The sequence below is a fragment of the Blastomonas sp. SL216 genome (genome assembly GCA_026625625.1).
Classification (GTDB): Bacteria; Pseudomonadota; Alphaproteobacteria; order Sphingomonadales; family Sphingomonadaceae; genus Blastomonas.
On sequence record CP113055.1, the window covers coordinates 3,375,302 to 3,395,015 of the forward strand.

Genomic DNA, 19,714 nt, shown 5'->3' on the forward strand with positions numbered 1-19,714 from the left:
AAGTGTGATCCCAATGCGTTTCGTGTCTCGTTCGATGGTTCTGGCCCTGTCGGCTGCCCTGGCATCGGTGCCGCTGGCTGCGCAGACCGCCAAGCCGGCTGCGCCCGCAGCGACCCCGGCCGCGCCCGGCACAACCCCCGGCACTCAGGCCATCACGCCCAAAATGGGCGCGGATGGGGCCAAGCCGTGGACTTCGGGCTGCAAGGGCACCGGCGAGCAGGAAATCTGCGATGCTGTCCAGTCGCTGATCGACGAGGCCAATGGCAAGGAAGTGATCCGCGTCGCCATCGCGCGGCAGAAGACGACCGGCAAGACCGGGCTGCTGGTCAAGGTGCCGCTGGGCGTGCGGCTCGATACCGGCGCGCTGGTCCAGGTCGATGGCGATCAGACCAAGGCGATCGACAAGATCGTGTTCAGCCGCTGCCTGCCCGAAGGCTGTATCGGTGAAAAGCCGCTGGGCCCGACCGATATCGACAATCTGAAAAAGGCCAAGAAGCTCGAGCTCGTGTTCCTCGACCTCGAAGGCAAGCCGATCGTCATCAACGTGGTGTCGACCGGGCTCGGCACCGCGCTCGCGACCTTCTGACGCGGATTAGCGCCTGGTGACCGTCCGGCCGTTCCATCTGGCTTTCCCCGTCGACGACCTGACGGCAGCGCGGCATTTCTATCGCGACGTGCTGGGCTGTGGTGAAGGGCGCTCGTCCGATCACTGGATCGATTTCGACCTCTATGGCCACCAGATCGTGGCGCATCTGGACCCGCAAGCCAGCGCGCGGCGGCCGCACCACAACCCGGTCGATGGCCATGACGTGCCGGTGCCGCATTTCGGTGTGGTGCTGACGATGGAAGCGTTCCAGGCGCTGGCCGAGCGGTTGAAGGTGGCAGGCACGCGCTTCGTGATCGAACCGCATATCCGCTTTGCCGGACAGGTCGGCGAGCAGGCGACCATGTTCTTCCACGATCCGGCGGGCAACGCGCTGGAGTTCAAGGCGTTTGCCGACGACGCGATGCTGTTTGCGCACTAATCCTGTGTAACCCGTCAGCCCCGCGATGGCGGGTGGCCCACCTTCGCGGGAGTGATGAGGGCAGTTATTTCACCGCCAGATCCACCGGAAGCGTGGGTTCGCTGATCACGCGCTCCATCGCAGCCCAGCGCGCCTTGGGGTCTGGTCCTGTCGCCTCGACATAGGCCTGCACCATGTCCTGGCCCAGGCCGTAGTTGATCACATAGCTGCGATAGGTATCGGTAAAGCCGACCGATTGCTTGGCGCGCGCTTCGCTCATCAGCTGGTATTTCTGCGTCAGCGCGATCGCCTGCGCGCGGTCGATCTGGCCGTCGAGATACATTTGCGCGATGGTGAACCGTGCGCCGCGCAGGCCGGAAAGCGCCTTTTGCAGCTGAGCCAGCCGCGCTGCATCGGCAACCGAAAGCCCGGCCAGCGGATAGAGTTCGCGCGTTTCGAAGGCGAGCTTCTCCTCGCCGGGAAAAGCAAGGTCGATGCCGAAATTGGCCGATCCTTCGGCGATCAGGCTCTGCGGGCTGTACAGCGGATAGACGCTATATTCCATCCAGCCGCGCGCGCGCATCAGCTTCTGTTCGAGCAGATAGTTGAGCGCATGATGGCCGGGATAGCCTTCGTGACAGCCCAGATCGACCGCGCGGGTGATGCGGATCGGAAGATCGGTGTTGATCTGGATCAGGCTGGCCAGATTGCCCTGATAGTAATTGTATCCGCTCCATGGCTTGCCGGTGACGAACTCCATGCGGAAGCTTTCGCCCTTGGGTAGCGGGATATGTGCGGCCGTGCGCGCGCGGCATTCGGCGATCGCGCGGTCGAACACCGGCTTCAGCCGGTCGGCGGGGATGACGAACCGCTCCTGGAACGCATCGACGCGTTCGGCGAGGGTGCCGGGACCGGGCAGCAGCGCCTCGATTTCGGCCAGCACGGGCTCATAGCTGGCCAGCGGCTGGATGTCGGGCGTCGCGCCGAACAGGCCGAGCGATTCCTGGCGGAACGACAGCTTTTCCCCGCGCAGCATCTTGAGCCGCGTGCGGGCGGCGTTGAGCTGGGCGTGCAGGAACCTGGCGCGGCGCTGCACCAGCAGTTCGCGCCCTGTCACATCGACAGCGGCCAGCGCGGCATCGAGCGCATCGACAGCGCCTGCCAGGGCCGCCAGATCGCGCGGTGCCGCCTCGGCCTGCTGCTTCCATTCGGCCGGGCCATAATAGGCGTCGATATAGCCCTCTTCATGCGTGCCGATTTCCAGCGACAGCAGGACATATTGGCGCGCGATGTCGTTCAGCGGATCGGCAGGAGCGCTCGCCTGGGGGGCAGGCTTCTGGACACAGGCGGCGCACGCCAGAACCAGGGCCAGCAGGCCGAAACGGCTGATCATCCTCATGCGCGGATCACTTCCTCATCCTCGTCGTCTTCCAGGCTTTCGACGTCGCCATCAGCGCCGACTTCTTCTTCCTGCTCGCGTTCTTCCTGCTCGTGCTGCGGATGCAGCGGGCAGACGCGCAGGATCGTATAGCCCAGCAGCGCCGAAACGACAGAGCCCATGATGACGCCGATCTTCGCCTCGTCGATCAGCAGCGCATTGCCGGGAAAGGCGAGCGCGCCGATGAACAGGCTCATGGTAAAGCCGATGCCGCACAATGCCGCAACGGCATAGATCTGCAACCAGGTCGCGCCGCGCAGCTTGCTGGCAATGCCCAGCTTCACTGCCAGCCAGACGCTGCCGAAAATGCCGATCTGCTTGCCCAGGAACAGGCCGCTGGCAATGCCCAGCGGCACCGGCGCAAAGGCTTCGCCCAGGCCGACGCCGGCGAGAGAGACCCCGGCATTGGCGAAGCCGAACAGCGGGATGATCAGAAAGCTGCTCCACGGCGCGATGGCATGTTCCAGCCGGTGCAGCGGGCTGTCATGCGCATCGGGCGTACCCGGCGTCGGGATGATCGGGATCATGAAGGCGGCGAGCACACCTGCGATCGTTGCGTGCACGCCCGATTGCAGGATGGCGTACCACAGCACCACGGTGAGGATCAGATAGGGGACAAGGTTCAGCACCTTGAAGCGGTTGAGCGCATACATTACCGCCATCACGGCAGCTGCCAGGCCCAGCCAGCCAGGCGCCAGGCCCTCGGTATAGAACAGGGCGATGATCGTCACCGCGCCCATGTCATCGACAATGGCGACGGTGACGAGAAACAGCTTGAGCGAGGTCGGCGCGCGCTTGCCGAGCAGGGCGAGCACCCCCATGGCAAAGGCGATATCGGTGGCCGCCGGGATCGCCCAGCCGTTGATCAGCGCGGGGTCTCCGCCGGTTTCCACCAGATAGATGATTGCAGGGACCGCCATGCCGGCGGCTGCGGCGATGACGGGCAGGCGGCGCTTGTCCCAGGTGGAAAGCCGCCCGTCGACCAGCTCGCGTTTGATCTCCAGCCCGACATACAGGAAGAAGATGACCATCAGGCCATCGTTGATCCACAGATGCGGGGTCATCGGGCCCAGCTTCTTGGTCAGCACCGGGCCCTGAATGTCGTGCAGCACATGATGGTACAGCGCATAGAGCGGGCTGTTGGCGATGATCATGGCAATGGCAGCCGACAGGATCAGGATGATCCCGCCTGCGGCCTCGCTGTTCAGGAATTCGCGCAGGGCGGACTTTGGCCCTCCGCCCGGTATCCCCTGTGCGCTCATGTCTGCTCCCGTTTTTGATGCCCGAACGCGCTTGACCGCACACGCCCTTGAAGGGCATCCCCCTCAAGGCCGGGGGGCAGTCCGCTTGAACCAGTGCCAACGCACCGGGGCCTTAATGGCTGCTGGTGCGCGGTGTGACGATGTTCAGGCATCTATCTGCAAAGGCCGGCGGGGTCCACCCCTGGCCGGGTAACCCAAGGGTAACGTGCCATGTCCCAGTCCGCTCCAGACGCCGCTGCGCGTTCGTCCTCGCCCGCCGGCGGGTCTAGCCTGGGCCGCTTTGCCGCGCGGGTCGCAGGGCCGCTGGGCAGCTGGTGGCGGGGAACGGTGATCCCGTCGATCGAGCATCGCGCGGTCATTGCCAAGGTGGATGACGAGGCCAGCCTTACCCCGCGCTATGCCTTCATGATCCTGATGTCGGCGGGCATCGCGGTGCTGGGCCTGTTGCTGTCCTCGCCTGCGGTGGTGATCGGCGCGATGCTGATCTCGCCGCTGATGGGGCCGATCATCGGGCTGGGGTTTGGCATAGCGATGGTCGATGGCAACGAGATCCGTCGTACCGCGATGACCCTGGCGGGCGGGATCGTGCTCGCGGTGCTGTTCACCGCCCTGGTGGTGTTCTTTTCCCCGATCAAGGACATCACGTCGGAGATTGCCGCGCGCACCCGGCCCAATCTGTTCGACCTGCTGGTCGCGCTGTTTTCCGCGCTCGCCGGGGCCTATGCGATGATCCGCGGGCGCGAGGGCACGATCGTCGGCGTTGCCATCGCCACCGCACTGATGCCACCGCTGGCGACGGTGGGCTTTGGCCTTGCCACGCTCAATGCCACGGTATTCTTCGGCGCCTTGCTGCTGTTCGTCACCAACCTGATGACCATCGCCATCGCAGCAGCAGTGATGGCGCGGCTCTATGGCTTTGGCCCCAAGCTGACCAGCCGCCAGAGCGGAATGCAGGCGGCGGTGATCATCGCCGTGATGCTGGGTCTTGCCATTCCGCTGGGCTATTCGCTCAGCCAGATCGCCTGGGAGGCGCGCGCGCAGCGCCAGGCGCGCGACGTGCTGGCAGGCCAGTTTCCGCGCCAGGCCAAGATCGACCAGCTCGAGATCGATTTCGCCCGCGATCCCCTGATCGTGCGGGCAACGGTGCTGACGCCGCAATATCGCAGCCAGGCGGGAGCCAAGGGCGAGGCGTTGCTGGCAAAGGCGCTGGGCCGCCCGGTCAAGCTCAGCCTCGACCAGTTTCGCGTCGGCACGGCAGCAGGCGATGCCGAGGCGGCGCAGCTCGCATCGGCATCGGCCAGCGAAACGACCCGCAAGGAGCGCGAGACCGCAGCGCTGGTGGGGCGCGAGCTCGCCCTGATGGCGGGCGTATCGCCTGAAGCGGTGCTGGTGGATCGCGACAAGAGGTTGGCGCAGGTGCGCGCCGATCCGCTGCCCGGGGCCAGTCTGGCGACCTATCGCGCGCTGGAGCAGCGACTGTCGGCTGGCGAGCCGCAATGGCAATTGCAGTTGATCCCTCCTGCCATGTCGTTGCCCTCGATAGTATTTGAAGGCGAAGAACCGAGCAAGAACGGGTCAGCAGACTTGGCGCTGGCAATTTGGGCCGCGCGAAGGACTGGCCTTTCAGTCAAAATTTCTGGCCGGACAAGTAGTGCGCAATTTGTTTTGACGAAACTGCGAGAAGCAGGCATTTCTGCTGAAAGCAACGTATCGGCCGATTCCGGTGCAGATGTCCACCTCGATTGGATCATTGGCACAGGAGCTGCCCGATAACTGCCGGGGGGCACAGTCTTGGATGTACAGGATGCGGCAACGGGTGGAGCTTTTGCTGCAAGCGTGCTCGGCAGCGTATTTGCCGTTTCTGATTTTGCCGCGCGCGAATTGCTTTTGTTTGCAGGCATTTGGTTCCTGATCGGGGCGCTGGACGATCTGGCGCTGGACATGACATGGCTTTTGCAAAGGTTGCGCGCGCATCTGCGCAAGCATGTGCACCAGCCCGATCCACCCGCCGCCCCCCCGCTCAACTATGCGGTTTTTGTGCCCGCATGGGACGAGGCCGATGTCATCGGCGATATGGTGGCGCATTGCCTGCAGCGCTGGCCGGGCGACCATTACCGGATCTATGTCGGCGTCTATGCCAATGATCCCGCGACCGCTGCGGCGGCGCGCGCGAAAGCAGGCGAGGACTCGAGGCTGCGCATCGTATCGCTGGATGTCGCCGGGCCGAGTTCCAAGGCCGATTGCCTCAACCGGCTGTGGCAGGCGCTGCGGCGAGACGGTGCCGCGCAAGGGTTTGTTGCCGATGCCATCGTGCTGCACGATGCCGAAGATCTGGTGCACCCGGCAGAGCTCGATCTGTATCGGCGCTGGCTGGCGACGCATGCGTTCGTGCAGATTCCGGTCCGGCCGCTGATCGATCCGGCATCGCGGCTGATCAGCGGGCATTATGCCGATGAATTTGCCGAGGCGCATGCGCGCAAGATGCCGGTGCGCGGCGCGCTGGGCGTGGCGATGCCATGTGCGGGCGTCGGATGTGCATTTCGCCGGGCTACGCTGGAACAGCTCGCGGCGGAATCGGGCAGTGACGCGCCGTTCGCCACCGACAGCCTGACCGAGGATTATGAACTTGGTATCCGCATCCACGAGCGCGGCGGGCGCGGCGCCTTTGTCCGTGAGCATGATGCCTCGGGCGATCTGGTGGCGACGCGCGCCTATTTCCCGACCGATCTTGGCGCTTCGGTGCGCCAGAAGACGCGCTGGATGATCGGCATCGCGCTTACCGGCTGGGACCGCACCGGCTGGGGTGGCTCGCCGGGCGATATTTGGATGCGCGCGCGCGACCGGCGATCGGCTTTGGCGGCGGTGGTGCTGGTGGCCGGCTATCTGGGGCTGGCGCTGTGGCTGGCCACCGGGATCGGCGTCATCGCCGGGCTGTATCAACCCGCCCCGGTCGATCCAGCAGCGCGCGCGCTGCTGGTGCTGACGGGAAGTACGCTCGTCTGGCGGCTGCTGGTCCGGGCGGTGTGCACCGGTTGGGAGCATGGCAGGGCTGAAGCCTTGTGGTCGCTGCCGCGCGCACTGGTCAGCAATATCATCGCAGTGATGGCCGCGCGTCGCGCGTTGATGGCCTATGCCGCAAGCCTGAGGGGCGCGGGCCTGGCCTGGGACAAGACCCGGCACCGCATCCCGGCAGCGCCTGCGCCCGCTCCTGTGCCCGTCGCCATCGTCCCGGTTACCAGCGCCATGGCCGGGGGGCATGGCTGAGCTGCTGGCCCGCGCCGCGCGCCCGGCGCGATGGCGGGGCCAGCCGCTGGTGTTTCTGCTGACCGTGCTGTGCGTCTGGGGCGCAGCGCGGGTGGTCTATCACTGGCCAGCCGACCAGACGCACGCGCAGACCGAGCCCACGACCGCTGCTGCCGTGTCGCAGCCCAATCCGGTCAAACCGCCATTGGTTGCAAAAAGGGCGATCCCGATCCACGCGATCGTCCGGTCAGGGGCAGCGCTGCGTGTCGGTGCGTTGGCGACACGGCGGCTGCCGCCGATCGCGATGCCCATAACGGTGGCCCAGGCCCGGAAACGGATGTGGATCGAAAATCTGGCTGCCGCGCTTGGCGGAGCCAGCGCCCGACAATCCGCTGCCGCGCCGCTGCCCGATCTGCCTTTGATGCTGGCACCTCAAGGGCCAACCACGGCGCTGTTGCCCTCCGGGGTTCCCGTCACCCGACCTGGTCTCGGCCGCTGGTCGCTTTATGGCTGGTCGTTCGTCCGCCAGGGCAATGGTGCCGGGACGCTGGCTCCGGCGGCGCAATATGGCGGCAGCCAGGCGGGGTTGCTGATCCAATATGCGCTGGGCGATGCCCGCCATCGCCCGATGCTCTATGCCCGGGCGACCAGCGCGCTGTCGCGAAGCGATGACCGCACCCTGGCGCTCGGCGTCTCCGCCCGCCCGCTCGGCGCATTGCCGATCGATCTGGCGGTGGAGCGGCGCTTTTCGCTGGGGACCGGCCAGCCTGACCGCTTCGCCATGATGGCGGTGGCTGGCGCCGGGGCGGGTCTGGGGCGCAGCGGCGTGCGGCTGGAAGCTTATGGCCAGGCCGGCGTTGTTGGCCTGGCCAAGCCGCTCGGCTTTTTCGACCTCCAGTTGCTCGCCACCAAAACGGTCCATCAGAACGATGCAACTGTGCTGGCGCTGGGCGGCGGGGTCTGGGCGGGAGGCCAGCAGAATCCCGGTGATCGCGGCACTAGGCCCTGGACGCACCGGGTCGATATCGGGCCGCGAGCGGCGCTGACGGTCCCGGTGGAGCGTGGTTCGCTGGTCCTTGCGCTCGACTGGAGACAGCGAGTCGATGGCGATGCGCGCCCCGCTTCGGGGGCCGCGCTGACCTTATCCGCCGGTTTTTGAATCAAACCCGGCGCATCCGGTCGCTTGCCCCTTCTTATGATGCTCCAAAGCGGCTAGCGTTTTGTCATCCATGGACGTGTATCTTCCCATCGCGAATCTTTCGGTCAACGCGCTCGTGATTGTCGGGCTGGGCGGGCTTGTCGGAATCTTGTCCGGCATGTTCGGGGTGGGCGGCGGATTTCTGACCACGCCGCTGCTGATCTTCTACGGCATTCCGCCGACGGTGGCGGCGGCATCGGCCTCGACCCAGGTCACCGGCTCCAGCGTTTCCGGCGTGATCGCGCATAGCCGCCGCAACGGCGTCGACTATCAGATGGGCGGCGTGCTGGTCGTCGGCGGCATTTTCGGCACGCTGGCGGGGGCGGCACTGTTTCGTGTGCTGCAGCAACTGGGCCAGATCGATACCGTGATCAACATCGTCTATGTGCTGCTGCTCACCTCGATCGGCGGCCTGATGGCGCGCGAAAGCCTGGCCAGCGTTCGCGCGCTGCGCCGTGGCGAAAAGCTGCCCGCCAAGAAGCGGCGGCATCACCCGCTGGTCGCCAACCTGCCGCTGCGCTGGCGGTTCTATCGCTCGGGCCTCTACATCTCGCCGCTCGCGCCGCTGATCCTGGGATTTGCCACCGGGATGCTGACGATATTGCTGGGCGTCGGCGGCGGTTTCGTGATGGTGCCTGCGATGCTCTACCTGCTCGGCATGGGCGCGCAGGTGGTGGTCGGCACCTCGCTGTTCCAGATCCTGTTCGTGACGCTGGCATCGACCATGGTGCACAGCCTGACGACCAAGGCAGTGGATATCGTGCTGGCGGTGCTGCTGCTGATCGGCAGCGTGACCGGCGCGCAGGTGGGCGCGCGTTTTGCGCAGAAGCTGCCGCCGGAATATCTGCGCCTGTTGCTGGCCACTTTGGTGCTGCTGGTCGCTGCGCGCCTGGCGATCGGCCTCGGCTTCCGCCCGGCGGAACTCTATACGGTCGAGCTGCTGAAATGAGGGCGCTGCGCCTTGCCACGCTGCTGCTGGGGGCATGGCTGCTGACGGGTGCAACCGAACCGGTGCTGGTACCCGAAGTGTCGCAGCGCGATATCCAGATCCAATATGGCTTTACCGGCGCAGAGCTGTTGCTGTTCGGCGCGATTGCCTATCCCGGCGGCACCCCGCCCGCGCGCGACAGCGATATCGTGGTGATCCTCAAAGGTCCGCCGCAGTCGATCATCCTGCGCGAAAAGCAGCAGATCGCCGGGATCTGGATCAATGCGGCGAGCAGCGAATTCCGCTCTGCCCCTGCCTATTATGCGCTGGCCTCGTCACGCCCGATCGAGAAGATCGTCGATAAGCGTACCGCTGCCATCTACGAATTCGGGCTCAATAACCTGCAGTTGTCGCCCGCCGGCACGATTGACCCGGCCGAGCAGCGCCGGTTCCTGGCGGGGCTGGTCGATCTCAACCGGCGCGAAGGGCTGTACAAGCAGCAGGAAGGCAGTGTCGAGATCATGGAAGGCGTGCTCTATCAGGCGCGGCTGTCCATTCCGGCGAGCGTTCCGACCGGCACCTACACGGCAGAGACCTTTCTGGTCCGCGATGGCCAGGTATTGGCCGCTGCCGTGCGCGAGATCGAAGTGCGCAAGTTCGGCTTCGAACTGTTCGTGGCGAACATCGCCGAATACCGGCCCTTTACCTATGGCGTATGCGCAGTCCTGGTGTCGCTGGCGCTGGGCTGGCTGGGGGGCGTTGTCTTCCGCAAGATCTGAAGACTGAGCCGGTTCTTGGCCATAGAGGGAAAATTTACCCAATCTGCGTATGTCTGCAGCCTGTTCGTAAAGAAAAAAGGCAGCAGACAGCCCGATGGTCGATCTCAACCCCCGCAGCTTCCAGGGTCGCAATCCGGTGTCATCGGCCACTGCCCCGGATGTCCCGCTGATCGTGCAACGCCCCATCGAGCAGCTGCGAATCGGCGAAGTGGTTGAGATTGCCGGGTCCAGCTCGCAGGTGCTGCTCGACGCCAGCCGGCTCAATGTGCTGATCGACCATAGCGACCCCAGCGTGTCGATGGCGGGTCAGGTCGGCAGCCAGGTCAAGATCCGCATGGGCGCCCGCTGGCTCGTCGCCAATGTGCGCACCCAGCGGATGCACCAGCGCGAGGCCGGGCTGATCGTCTGCCAGATCGATTTTCTCGGCGAGGGCGAGGAAGAAAAGCTCACCGGCCGCATCTTCAACTTCCGGCGTGGGGTAACGCGCTATCCGGTGCCCGGCACGCCGCTCTATGCGATGACCAGCGCCGATCTCAAGCAGGTCTATGCCGCCGATGCCCGACCGCATATCGAGATTGGCACCGTCTACCCGACCAGCGATACCCGCGGCGCTCTGTATGTCGATGCGCTGCTGGGCAAGCATTTCGCGCTGCTGGGATCGACCGGCACGGGTAAATCGACCGCTGCGGCGCTGATCCTGCACCGCATCTGCGACATGATGCCCGATGGCCATATCGTGATGATCGACCCGCACGGCGAATATTCGAGCGCCTTTGCCCAGAATGGCGAGCTGTTCGACGTCGGCAACCTCGCCATGCCCTATTGGCTGATGAACTTCGAGGAGCATTGCGAGGTGTTCCTGACCTCGCACGGCGCGGACCGGCAGACCGATGCGGAAATTCTGGCCAAATGCCTTCTCGGCGCGCGGTTGAAGAGCAAGTTGGCGGTGGGCAATGCCAAGGTCACGGTCGATACGCCGATCCCCTATATGCTGTCCGATCTTGTCTCCAATATCCAGAACGAGATGGGCAAGCTCGACAAGGCGACCTCCAGCGCCCCGTTCCTGCGCATCAAGGGCAAGATCGAGGAGGTCAAGGCCGACCCGCGCTACAGCTTCATGTTCTCCGGCATGCTGGTCGGCGACACTATGCTCGATTTCATCAGCAAGATCTTCCGCCTGCCAGCCGATGGCAAGCCGATCTCGATCATCGACGTGTCGGGCGTGCCGTCGGACATTACCGCCACGGTGGTGGCGGTGCTCAGCCGGATGATCTTCGATTTCGCCATCTGGAGCCGCCGGGAAAAGACGCGCCCCGTGCTGCTGGTGTGCGAAGAGGCACATCGCTACATTCCGTCCGACCGGGTCAACGAACACAGCGCGGTGCGAGAGGTGCTCAGCCGGATCGCCAAGGAAGGCCGCAAGTACGGCGTGTCGCTGGGGCTGATCACGCAGCGTCCGTCCGACCTGTCCGAAGGCGTGCTGTCGCAATGCGGCACGATCATCGCGATGCGGCTCAACAACGATCGCGACCAGGCGCATGTCCGCTCGGCCATGCCCGAAGGCGCGCGCGGTTTCCTCGATTCGATCCCGGCGCTGCGCAACCGCGAATGCATCATCTGCGGTGAGGGCGTGTCGATCCCGATCCGCGTGTCGTTCGACGATCTTGCCGAATCGCGCCGTCCGGCCTCGGACGATCCGACCTTCAGCTCGCTGTGGAAGGAACGCGGCGGCGAGCCGGAAATGCTGGCCCGGGTCATCGCCCGCTGGCGCAACAAGGACAATCTCAACAACGGCCGCTGAGCTCGGCGGTTCAGGTCCCGCGCGTATCGCCGTACAGGTGGATATGCAGCCGGTCGGTGAAGCGCCAGCCCCTGGCCTGGCACAGCGGGGCAAGCCACGCGCTGCGCTCCCGCAGCGTCTGGGGCGTCGTGCCTTCGGGCATCAGCAGGATGCGTTCGGCCGGCAGGGCAAAACGCTCGGCGAGCGCGGCCACCTCATCGGCATCCTCCGGCTCTGCTATCACGAACTTGAACCAGGCGCGCGGATCGCGGGCATGGTCGCCTAGCGCGCTGTCGTTCAGCCGCAGGTCGTCCGGATTGCCCGAATGCCGCAGCTTGGGTGACAGGTTGAGCTGGTGGACATGGGCATCGAAGCCGGGCGTCAGCGCTACGGTCCCGTTGCTCTCGATCTCGATATGATAATCCGGCCCCAGCAGCGCGCACAAGGCCGCCAGCGCCGGCTGCTGCAGCAGCGGTTCGCCGCCGGTGAAGACGATATGGCGGCAACCGAAATCGCGGATTGCGCTTGCGACCTGCTCGATGTCCCAGGTCACGCTGTTGGCGCTGCGGTCAAAGCTTTGCCCGCCACGATGCGGCCCGGCATGCCCTTCGAAGAACCAGGTATAGGGGGTGTCGCACCAATGGCAGGCCAGGTTGCAGCCGGAAAGGCGAACGAACACCGATGGCCTGCCCATGGATATCCCTTCGCCCTGCAGCGAATGGAAGATTTCGGGCTCTTGTGGCCGGACGGTGGCGAGGCGAAGCCTGGGCATGACAGCGCGCCCTTACTCCAGAATTGCTCCGCCTCAAACCGGTTGTGGCCGCATCTGCTGCTGCAGATGCGGCCACTGAGCCCCCAAGGGGCCATGGTTTAGGACAACGGGCGCTTAGAAGGCCGCCGTCACACCGAAGACGATGGTCGAATCCGCGATCTGGCCGCCTCCGTTGCGGAACTTCTGGAAGTTCGGCAGCAGATAGGCCGACTCGGCACGGCCGATGTCGGTATCGACATAGGATACGCTGAGCGTGATCGGGCCATAGACGTTCACCGCCGCGCCGAACGAATAATCCCAGTATTCACCGGTGGGGGTGACGCTGGTGCCGTTCGGGCCAAGGCCGGGATTGCCTTCCGAATAGCCGATATGCGCGTTCAGGGTGACCGGCGTATCGGGTATGGCAACGCTCGCATCACCGGCCAGATAGAGATTGTCTTCCTTCTGGCCACGGCTGAACGGCGTGTTCGAGAAATTGCCCAGCGCTTCCTGCTTGGGCGCATAATAGACCGCAGCGGTCAGCGACACCGGCCCGGCCGTGCCCTTGAGCTTGGCATAGCCTTCGAAGAAGTCGGTATTGTCGAAGCCATCGGGATACATGTACCAGGTGACGCCGACGTCAATCCCGGCCGATCCCACCGTGGTGGCATAGCCTGCGAACAGATCGACTTCCAGGTTCGGGCCGCCAAACGTGCCCCAGCCTGCCAGGTTGGAACCCCAGGTGCCGACATAGAAGCCCGATTCGTGGTTGACGGTGAATCCCCCCTGGACCGCCACACCTTCATCCGACTGCGAAACGCCGCGGAAGCGGTAATCGGATACCAGACCGACCGATCCGGTGATGGTGACCGGCTTGGATTCCTCTTCCTGCGCAAAAGCAGGGGTGGCGACAGCCGACGACGCGAGGAGGACGAGGCCAGCAAGGCCCCGGTGGAATTTGGACGTACGCATGTTTTTCCTTTCAACTGGATGCGTTTCGTCCCGCCTGCGCTGCAGCGGCGACCCTCTGTTATGACTGGCGTCCCTAGGCGCCAAATACGGGGTGCTCACAATCAGCGACAGCAATGCTGCCCTGCCGTGCTGCGGTGCACAAGAAAAAAATGCCAAGATATGCAGCATATGTGAAAGATTGTGTCTTTCGCGCCACGAAATCTGTCCGGCGCGGACCTTTATCGCGATGTTAACCGGGTGCTGTCACGGTATTACGCGATGTTCGCTCCGCTCACTCCGATCCAGCCCGATTCCCGCGCCGAGGCCGCGCTCGATTCGCTGCTGGCACGCGTCGATGCCATCCAGACGGTGCTGCATGTGCTCGGTCGGCTGGCTGGACATTCGGGCGGATCATCGCTCGAAAGCCTGAACCAGCGCGCCGTGCTGTCAGCCCGACTGGCGGAGCACGAGACGGCCAGGCTCGCGTACCTCGTGGCAGAGCTGGATGCGGTTTCGGCCGCCCTGCAATCCGGCTTTGCTGCGCTGGACCGGGCGCGCAAGGCGGGTCATCCTGCGGTTGCTGCCGCCAGCTTGCTGTATCGCGAGACTAGCCAGGCGTTTGTCGCGATCCTGGTTTCAGCCGGAGCCGACCAGCAACCCGCCTGATCCGGCCACGTTGCCACCTTTCCTTTGTTCCCGTTTTGTATTAGCGTCGGGTCATGACCGAAACGCTGCATCAACCCGCCCAGGGCGCGAACCCGGCCCTGATCCCGATGGCCGCGCCCTGTGGACCTCCGCTGGGGGCGGCGGCGGTGGCGCGCGGCATCGCCCGGCTGTTCCGCCGCAACCAGATCTGGGTCGCGTCCGAAGTTGCCCTGCCCAATGGTCGCAGGGCGGACCTGATGGGAATCGATTCGCGTGGGCAGATCGTGATCGTGGAGATCAAGGTATCGCGCGCCGATCTGCTGGGCGACGGCAAATGGGGCGAATATCTCGACCATTGCGATCGTTTCTACTGGGGCCTGTGCCCGGCGCTGGATGCGGGCCTGGTGGGCGGCGAGGCGTTCCTTCCCGACATGACCGGGCTGATCGTTGCCGATGCCTATGATGCGGAGATCATCCGCCCCGCCGCCACCCGGCCGCTTGCGGCTGCGCGGCGCAAAAGCGAGACGCAGCGGCTTGCCGCGCTCGCGCTGCGCCGGCTGAACCTGATGCAGGACCCGCCACCACCCGATGAGGTGTACTAACCAGATCGGTTATTTTTGCTTGACATCGTCACGCTGATTGGGTACAAATCAGGAACATCGAGATAGAGCGAGTCGCCGCCTGGCCAAAAGCCCCCCGCGCGACGCTCCCTCGCCGACCTTGCCCCAAGCGGAGATGCCCTTGTCCGATAGCCTGTCGGAGGAAAGCCTGTGCGCGTTCCTCGACCATCTTGCCGAAACGTCGAACGTTTCGGTGTCGGCCAAGCGCGCCGGTGTGTCGCGATCGGCGGTCTATCGGCTGCGCGCCAGCTGCACGGCGTTCAGCCATGGCTGGCAGATGGCGATCGCTACCGGCTATGACGAGCTGGAATTCCGCATGCTCAAGACCGCGCGCTTCGGCACGATCAAGCCGGTCAAACGCCCCGATGGCAGCATCGGCCGTGCCACCGAATTCGACGATGCCCAGGGCCTCAAGCTGCTGATGGCCTATAAGGCGAGCGTGGAAAAGACCCGCAGCGAACCGACTGCCGATCCGCTGGCGGCCAGAAGCGCGCGCGAACAGCTCGCGGCGACGCTCGACCAGATTCGCCAGCGGCTGGACACGGTTACCGGTGCAGACCAGCCGCAGCCCAGCGCTGCGCCGAATGCCCCGGCACCCGGCGCGACATGACCAGCCTGTCGCTGGCCGAAAGGCTGGCGGCCATGCCCGCCGAAGCCGCAAGGCTCTATCTGGATGGCCTGTCCGACGGCGCGGTGCAGGCGCTGGCCTTTCACTGGCCGTTCTGGGCGCGGCCGCAGCAGCTGCCGCCGTCGCCTGGCGATTGGCGGACCTGGCTGATCATGGCCGGGCGCGGCTTCGGCAAGACGCGGGCAGGGGCCGAATGGGTACGATCGATCGGCGAGACCGTGCCCAATGCGCGGATCGCGCTGGTTGCAGCCAATCTTGCCGAGGCGCGCAGCGTGATGGTGGAGGGGCAGAGCGGCCTGCTCGCGATCGCGCCCGAAGATGCGCGCCCTACATGGGAACCGTCGCTGCGCCGGCTGCGATGGCCGGGCGGCGCGCAGGCGGTGCTGTTTTCTGCCGCCGAGCCCGAGGGCCTGCGCGGACCAGAGCACAGCCATGCCTGGTGCGACGAGATCGCAAAATGGGACAATGCCTCCGGACGGTCGCTGGCGGCGTGGGACAATCTGCAACTGGGCCTGCGTGTCGGGCCGCTGCCGCAGGTCTGCGCGACGACGACGCCGCGCGCGGTGCCGCTGGTGCGTCAGCTGCTGGGCGATCCCGCCCTTATCATCAGCCGGGGCAGCAGCCATGCCAACCGCGCCAACCTGCCGCCGGCCTTTCTGGCGGCGGTCGAACGGCATTATGGCGGCACCGCACTGGGGCGGCAGGAGCTGGACGGCGAGCTGCTGGAAGACATTGAAGGCGCGCTGTGGAGCCGCAGCCTGATCGAAGCGTGCCGCGTACGCTGGCATGCACAGGGACTGGTGCGGATGGTGATCGGGGTCGATCCGCCCGCAGGATCCTCGGGCGATGCGTGCGGCATCATCGTGTGCGCGCTGCAGGACGATGGCCGCGCGGCGGTGCTGGCCGATTGTTCGGTGGAAACCGCATCGCCCGAAACCTGGGCGCGCGCCGTGGCTGCGGCCTCCGATGCCTGGGGTGCCGACCGCATCATCGCCGAAGCCAATCAGGGCGGCGAGATGGTCGGCGCGGTGCTGCGCGCGGCCGATATCGCACTGCCGGTGCGGCTGGTCCATGCGAGCAGGGGCAAGGTCGCCCGGGCCGAACCGGTCGCTGCGCTCTATGAGACAGGCCGGGTGGTCCATTGCGGCACCTTTGCCCGGCTGGAGGACGAGATGTGCGGCCTGATGGCCGGCGGCACCTATCAGGGGCCGGGCCGCTCGCCCGACCGCGCCGACGCGCTGGTCTGGGCACTGACCGAACTGATGCTGGGACGGCGCGGCACCCCGCGCATCCGATCGCTGGAGAGTTGATATGGGATATTGGAAGCACCTGGCGCTCGCGCTGAAGGGCGCGGGCAGCGCGCGGCCGCCGCTGGCGCGCGCGTTCACCAGTCCGTGGAGCCTGGCGCTGGCCGATCCGCCGCTGAGCCATGCCGAGCAGGTGCGCGCGGCCTATCTGGACAATCCGATCGCCCAGCGCGCGGTGCGGCTGGTGGCCGAGGGCGTCGGCGGCGCTCCGCTCGCGGCCTCCGATCCGGCGCTGGCAGCGCTGGTTGCCGCATCCAGCGCGGGCCAGGGGCTGATGGAAACGCTGGCGGCGCATCTGCTGCTGCACGGCAACGGCTATGTACAGATCCTGCGCGATGCCGATGGCAGGCCCGCCGAGCTGTTCGCGCTGCGCCCCGACCGGGTGAGCATCGAGCCCGACGCGCGCGGCTGGCCGGCGGCTTATGTCTACCGCGTCGGCGACAGCGCGACCCGGCTGGCCGCGCAGGAAGGCGATGGTGCGCCGGTGATCGTGCATATCAGGGCCTTTCATCCGACCGACGACCATTATGGCCTGGGCTGTCTGGGTGCAGCGGCGCGCGCGGTGGCGGTGCACAATGCTGCCGGGCGCTGGAACCAGGCGCTGCTCGACAATGCCGCGCGTCCTTCGGGCGCTCTGGTCTATCGCCCTGACGAACCCGGCGGGGTGCTGACCCCCGAACAGTTCGACCGGTTGAAGGCCGAACTGGAGGCGAGCTTTGCCGGGCACGCCAATGCCGGGCGGCCGATGCTGCTTGAGGGCGGGTTGAGCTGGCAGAGCATGGCGCTGTCGCCCGCCGATATGGATTTCGTCGCGCTGAAAGCGAATGCCGCGCGCGAGATCGCGCTGGCCTTCGGGGTTCCGCCAATGCTGCTCGGCCTGCCGGGCGACAATACCTATGCCAATTATCGCGAGGCCAACCGCGCGCTATGGCGGCTCACGCTGTTGCCGCTGGCGGGCAAGATCACCGCCGCCCTGGCCGAGGGGCTGGGCCATTGGTGGCCCGATGCGGCCATCGCCGTTGACCAGGACCAGGTGCCCGCGCTGTCCGAGGATCGCGAGCGCTTCTGGCAGCAGGTCGGCGCGGCGGACTTTCTTTCGCCCGAGGAAAAGCGGGCCATGCTGGGGATATCGTGACCATGATGGACAGTGAGGACATGCTCGCCAGCCTGCTCGCGCAGGCGGCGGACGAAGGTGCGGACCTGGCGACGCTGCGCGCTGTGGTCGAGGAGGCGGGCGATCTGGGGGCGGGCAGGGCGCTCGCACGGATCGGCCTGGCTGATGCCAATGCTGGCGCGGACCTGCGCGAGCTGCGCGAATTGCTGCAGGGCTGGCGCGAGGCGCGGTCGGGAATCTGGGGCCAGACGTTCGACAAGTTCGTGCGCGGTGTGATGGCGCTGCTGCTCGCTGCCCTGGCGGTGCAGCTGGGCCTGGGCGATCTCGTCCAGTGAGCGTTCGGTTCGCTGGCTATGCCGCCCTGTTCGATCGGGTGGACCGTGGCGGCGATATCGTCAGGCGCGGCGCCTTTCAGCGATCGCTCGCCGGTGCCGGGCGCGCGCTGCCGCTGCTGTGGCAGCACAGGCCCGATCGCCGGATCGGTGCGGTGGTGCATGCTGCAGAAGACCGGCGCGGCCTGCGCATCATCGCGGCGCTGGACGATCAGGCCGACGAGGCGCTGGCGGCGATTCGCAGCGGCGCGGCGACCGGCCTCAGCTTTGGTTATCGCGTGCGCAGGTCCGCCGGTGGAAGCCCGCGCGAACTGTTCGACCTAGACCTGGTCGAGGTGAGCCTGGTCAGCGTGCCGATGATGCCGGGGGCCAAGGTGCACATGCTGCGCTGATCGCCTCCCCGACTTTCCCCATCTGCTCCGCTTCGGCGGGGTTTTTTGTGCCCGACATCGCGGGGCTTTCCCCGTGTGATCCCTGAACGGAAGGAAGAAATGATGGAAATCCCCGCAAATCCCCTTGAGCTGAAAGCCGATGCCGATCCGCTGGAGGCATCGTTCGATGCGATCCTGCAGGCCGAAGAGCATGAAGAGCGCATTGCCGCGCTCGAAACCGGGCTTGATGGCATCAAGGGCGATGTCGATGCGATCCGCGCCGAAAGCGCAACGATGCGCGAGCGGATCGACCGGCTGGCGCGCTCGGGGTCCCGCCCGTCGCTGGGCGGCGGCGAGGACAAGGCCCCCGAAACCAAGAGCTTTGTGGATCAGTATCTGCGGCGCGGCCTGGAGGCCGGGGTGAAGAGCTTTGCCGCGACCACCGGCCCCGATGGCGGCTTTGCCGTCCCCCGCGAGATCGACGCACTGATCGCCCGGGCGCTCGCCGATATCTCGCCGATCCGGTCGATCGCGCAGGTCGTGCAGACCGGGACAGCGGGCTATCGCAAGCTCGTCACCACCGGCGGTACCCCGTCCGGCTGGGTGAGCGAGACGGCCGCACGGCCCGAGACCGACACGCCCGCCTTTGCCGAGATCGCGCCGCCGAGCGGCGAGCTCTATGCCAATCCGGCGGCCAGCCAGGCGATGCTCGATGATGCCGCATTCGATGTCGAAAGCTGGCTGGCGGGCGAGATTGCGGAGGAATTCGCGCGTGCCGAGGGGGCTGCGTTCGTGGGCGGCAATGGCACCAACCGTCCGCGCGGGTTCCTGAATGGAACGCCGACGCCGCAGGACGATGCCGCGCGGGCCTTCGGGACGCTGCAATATGTCGCTTCGGGCGCCGATGGCAATTTCGCCAGTGCCGCGCCCGAGGACCGGCTGGTCGATCTGGTCCATGCGCTGCGCCCCGCCTATCGCCAGGGGGCAAGCTTCGTGATGAACTCGTCGACGCTGGCGCGCATCCGCAAGATGAAGAGCGATGACGGCGCGTTCCTGTGGCAGCCTTCGCTGGCGGCGGGACAGCCCGCGACGCTGCTCGGCTATCCGGTGGTCGAGGCCGAGGACATGCCCGATATCGGGGCGAACAGCCTGTCGATCGCGTTCGGCAATTTCCGCGCCGGCTATCTGATCGCCGAACGCAGCGCGACGACGATCCTGCGCGACCCCTTCACCAACAAGCCGTTCGTGCATTTCTATGCGACCAAGCGGATCGGCGGCCAGGTGATGAACTCCGAGGCGATCAAGCTGATGAAGTTCGCGGCCAGCTGAACCCCGCATCGCCTGCCATCACCCCTGACACTCC

The 19,714-nt window shown here is 66.0% G+C and carries 20 protein-coding genes; 16 read left to right on the forward strand and 4 right to left on the reverse strand.

Annotated features, from left to right (window positions below; all coding sequences use genetic code 11):
- Positions 1 to 13 precede the first annotated feature (13 nt).
- Complete coding sequence (locus tag OU999_15940; protein WAC23210.1) at positions 14 to 586, forward strand: invasion associated locus B family protein; 573 nt, start codon at positions 14 to 16, stop codon at positions 584 to 586.
- 16 nt (positions 587 to 602) lie between these two features.
- Positions 603 to 1,025 (forward strand): VOC family protein, encoded by a 423-nt coding sequence (locus OU999_15945; protein ID WAC23211.1) that lies wholly within the window; start codon positions 603 to 605, stop codon positions 1,023 to 1,025.
- 64 nt (positions 1,026 to 1,089) lie between these two features.
- Here the strand turns inward: OU999_15945 and OU999_15950 are convergent, their stop codons facing one another.
- Positions 1,090 to 2,403 carry a hypothetical protein gene (locus OU999_15950; protein ID WAC23212.1) on the reverse strand — a complete coding sequence of 438 codons (1,314 nt, stop codon included), beginning with the start codon at positions 2,401 to 2,403 and terminating at the stop codon, positions 1,090 to 1,092.
- Positions 2,400 to 3,704, reverse strand: a complete 1,305-nt coding sequence (nhaA, locus tag OU999_15955; protein ID WAC23213.1) for a Na+/H+ antiporter NhaA — start codon at positions 3,702 to 3,704, stop codon at positions 2,400 to 2,402. Before nhaA ends, OU999_15950 begins: the two co-directional genes overlap by 4 nt.
- 210 nt (positions 3,705 to 3,914) lie before the next feature.
- Here nhaA and OU999_15960 point away from each other — a divergent pair, with 210 nt between their 5' ends.
- The 6 genes from OU999_15960 to OU999_15985 all read left to right on the forward strand — a co-directional run bounded on the left by OU999_15960 (position 3,915) and on the right by OU999_15985 (position 11,653).
- Positions 3,915 to 5,477 (forward strand): DUF389 domain-containing protein, encoded by a 1,563-nt coding sequence (locus OU999_15960; protein ID WAC23214.1) that lies wholly within the window; start codon positions 3,915 to 3,917, stop codon positions 5,475 to 5,477.
- Between the two features lie 18 nt (positions 5,478 to 5,495).
- Complete coding sequence (locus OU999_15965) at positions 5,496 to 6,968, forward strand: glycosyl transferase family protein (GenBank protein WAC23215.1); 1,473 nt, start codon at positions 5,496 to 5,498, stop codon at positions 6,966 to 6,968.
- Positions 6,961 to 8,106: a hypothetical protein gene (locus tag OU999_15970; GenBank protein ID WAC23216.1), complete on the forward strand. Its 1,146-nt coding sequence runs from the start codon at positions 6,961 to 6,963 to the stop codon at positions 8,104 to 8,106. The genes OU999_15965 and OU999_15970 overlap by 8 nt, the downstream gene beginning before the upstream one ends.
- Positions 8,107 to 8,176: 70 nt before the next feature.
- Complete coding sequence (locus tag OU999_15975) at positions 8,177 to 9,094, forward strand: sulfite exporter TauE/SafE family protein (GenBank protein ID WAC23217.1); 918 nt, start codon at positions 8,177 to 8,179, stop codon at positions 9,092 to 9,094.
- Positions 9,091 to 9,852 (forward strand): TIGR02186 family protein, encoded by a 762-nt coding sequence (locus tag OU999_15980; GenBank protein WAC23218.1) that lies wholly within the window; start codon positions 9,091 to 9,093, stop codon positions 9,850 to 9,852. Before OU999_15975 ends, OU999_15980 begins: the two co-directional genes overlap by 4 nt.
- A 94-nt stretch (positions 9,853 to 9,946) precedes the next feature.
- Complete coding sequence (locus tag OU999_15985) at positions 9,947 to 11,653, forward strand: DUF87 domain-containing protein (protein WAC23219.1); 1,707 nt, start codon at positions 9,947 to 9,949, stop codon at positions 11,651 to 11,653.
- 10 nt (positions 11,654 to 11,663) lie between these two features.
- Here the strand turns inward: OU999_15985 and OU999_15990 are convergent, their stop codons facing one another.
- Together OU999_15990 and OU999_15995 are read right to left on the reverse strand one after the other, a co-directional pair.
- Positions 11,664 to 12,404 carry a 7-carboxy-7-deazaguanine synthase QueE gene (locus OU999_15990; GenBank protein ID WAC23220.1) on the reverse strand — a complete coding sequence of 247 codons (741 nt, stop codon included), beginning with the start codon at positions 12,402 to 12,404 and terminating at the stop codon, positions 11,664 to 11,666.
- 114 nt (positions 12,405 to 12,518) lie between these two features.
- Entirely contained in the window at positions 12,519 to 13,355 is an 837-nt protein-coding gene (locus OU999_15995) for a TorF family putative porin (protein WAC23221.1), read from the reverse strand.
- Positions 13,356 to 13,613: 258 nt separating this feature from the next.
- Here OU999_15995 and OU999_16000 point away from each other — a divergent pair, with 258 nt between their 5' ends.
- The 8 genes from OU999_16000 to OU999_16035 all read left to right on the forward strand — a co-directional run bounded on the left by OU999_16000 (position 13,614) and on the right by OU999_16035 (position 19,680).
- Complete coding sequence (locus OU999_16000; protein ID WAC23222.1) at positions 13,614 to 14,000, forward strand: hypothetical protein; 387 nt, start codon at positions 13,614 to 13,616, stop codon at positions 13,998 to 14,000.
- A 107-nt stretch (positions 14,001 to 14,107) separates the two neighbouring features.
- Positions 14,108 to 14,581: an MmcB family DNA repair protein gene (locus OU999_16005; GenBank protein ID WAC25451.1), complete on the forward strand. Its 474-nt coding sequence runs from the start codon at positions 14,108 to 14,110 to the stop codon at positions 14,579 to 14,581.
- Between the two features lie 139 nt (positions 14,582 to 14,720).
- Positions 14,721 to 15,209: a hypothetical protein gene (locus tag OU999_16010; protein ID WAC23223.1), complete on the forward strand. Its 489-nt coding sequence runs from the start codon at positions 14,721 to 14,723 to the stop codon at positions 15,207 to 15,209.
- Between the two features lie 32 nt (positions 15,210 to 15,241).
- Positions 15,242 to 16,537 (forward strand): terminase family protein, encoded by a 1,296-nt coding sequence (locus OU999_16015; GenBank protein WAC25452.1) that lies wholly within the window; start codon positions 15,242 to 15,244, stop codon positions 16,535 to 16,537.
- Position 16,538: 1 nt separating this feature from the next.
- The gene (locus OU999_16020) at positions 16,539 to 17,669 is read left to right on the forward strand and encodes a phage portal protein (protein ID WAC23224.1); all 1,131 of its coding nucleotides are present in this window, start codon (positions 16,539 to 16,541) and stop codon (positions 17,667 to 17,669) included.
- A 5-nt stretch (positions 17,670 to 17,674) separates the two neighbouring features.
- The gene (locus OU999_16025; protein WAC25453.1) at positions 17,675 to 17,983 is read left to right on the forward strand and encodes a hypothetical protein; all 309 of its coding nucleotides are present in this window, start codon (positions 17,675 to 17,677) and stop codon (positions 17,981 to 17,983) included.
- Positions 17,980 to 18,372, forward strand: a complete 393-nt coding sequence (locus OU999_16030; GenBank protein WAC23225.1) for an HK97 family phage prohead protease — start codon at positions 17,980 to 17,982, stop codon at positions 18,370 to 18,372. Before OU999_16025 ends, OU999_16030 begins: the two co-directional genes overlap by 4 nt.
- A gap of 99 nt (positions 18,373 to 18,471) precedes the next feature.
- On the forward strand, positions 18,472 to 19,680 hold the full coding sequence (locus OU999_16035; protein ID WAC23226.1) for a phage major capsid protein: 1,209 nt from the start codon (positions 18,472 to 18,474) through the stop codon (positions 19,678 to 19,680).
- Positions 19,681 to 19,714: the final 34 nt, after the last annotated feature.

Bases quoted from the DNA above. Each gene is read 5' to 3' on its own strand.
- OU999_15940 (WAC23210.1), top strand. From the start codon at position 14: ATGCGTTTCGTGTCTCGTTCGATGGTTCTGGCCCTGTCGGCTGCCCTG.
- OU999_15950 (WAC23212.1), bottom strand. From the start codon at position 2,403: ATGAGGATGATCAGCCGTTTCGGCCTGCTGGCCCTGGTTCTGGCGTGC.
- nhaA (WAC23213.1), bottom strand. From the start codon at position 3,704: ATGAGCGCACAGGGGATACCGGGCGGAGGGCCAAAGTCCGCCCTGCGC.
- OU999_15960 (WAC23214.1), top strand. From the start codon at position 3,915: ATGTCCCAGTCCGCTCCAGACGCCGCTGCGCGTTCGTCCTCGCCCGCC.
- OU999_15970 (WAC23216.1), top strand. From the start codon at position 6,961: ATGGCTGAGCTGCTGGCCCGCGCCGCGCGCCCGGCGCGATGGCGGGGC.
- OU999_15975 (WAC23217.1), top strand. From the start codon at position 8,177: ATGGACGTGTATCTTCCCATCGCGAATCTTTCGGTCAACGCGCTCGTG.
- OU999_15980 (WAC23218.1), top strand. From the start codon at position 9,091: ATGAGGGCGCTGCGCCTTGCCACGCTGCTGCTGGGGGCATGGCTGCTG.
- OU999_15985 (WAC23219.1), top strand. From the start codon at position 9,947: ATGGTCGATCTCAACCCCCGCAGCTTCCAGGGTCGCAATCCGGTGTCA.
- OU999_15990 (WAC23220.1), bottom strand. From the start codon at position 12,404: ATGCCCAGGCTTCGCCTCGCCACCGTCCGGCCACAAGAGCCCGAAATC.
- OU999_15995 (WAC23221.1), bottom strand. From the start codon at position 13,355: ATGCGTACGTCCAAATTCCACCGGGGCCTTGCTGGCCTCGTCCTCCTC.
- OU999_16000 (WAC23222.1), top strand. From the start codon at position 13,614: ATGTTCGCTCCGCTCACTCCGATCCAGCCCGATTCCCGCGCCGAGGCC.
- OU999_16005 (WAC25451.1), top strand. From the start codon at position 14,108: ATGGCCGCGCCCTGTGGACCTCCGCTGGGGGCGGCGGCGGTGGCGCGC.
- OU999_16015 (WAC25452.1), top strand. From the start codon at position 15,242: ATGCCCGCCGAAGCCGCAAGGCTCTATCTGGATGGCCTGTCCGACGGC.
- OU999_16020 (WAC23224.1), top strand. From the start codon at position 16,539: ATGGGATATTGGAAGCACCTGGCGCTCGCGCTGAAGGGCGCGGGCAGC.
- OU999_16025 (WAC25453.1), top strand. From the start codon at position 17,675: ATGGACAGTGAGGACATGCTCGCCAGCCTGCTCGCGCAGGCGGCGGAC.
- OU999_16035 (WAC23226.1), top strand. From the start codon at position 18,472: ATGATGGAAATCCCCGCAAATCCCCTTGAGCTGAAAGCCGATGCCGAT.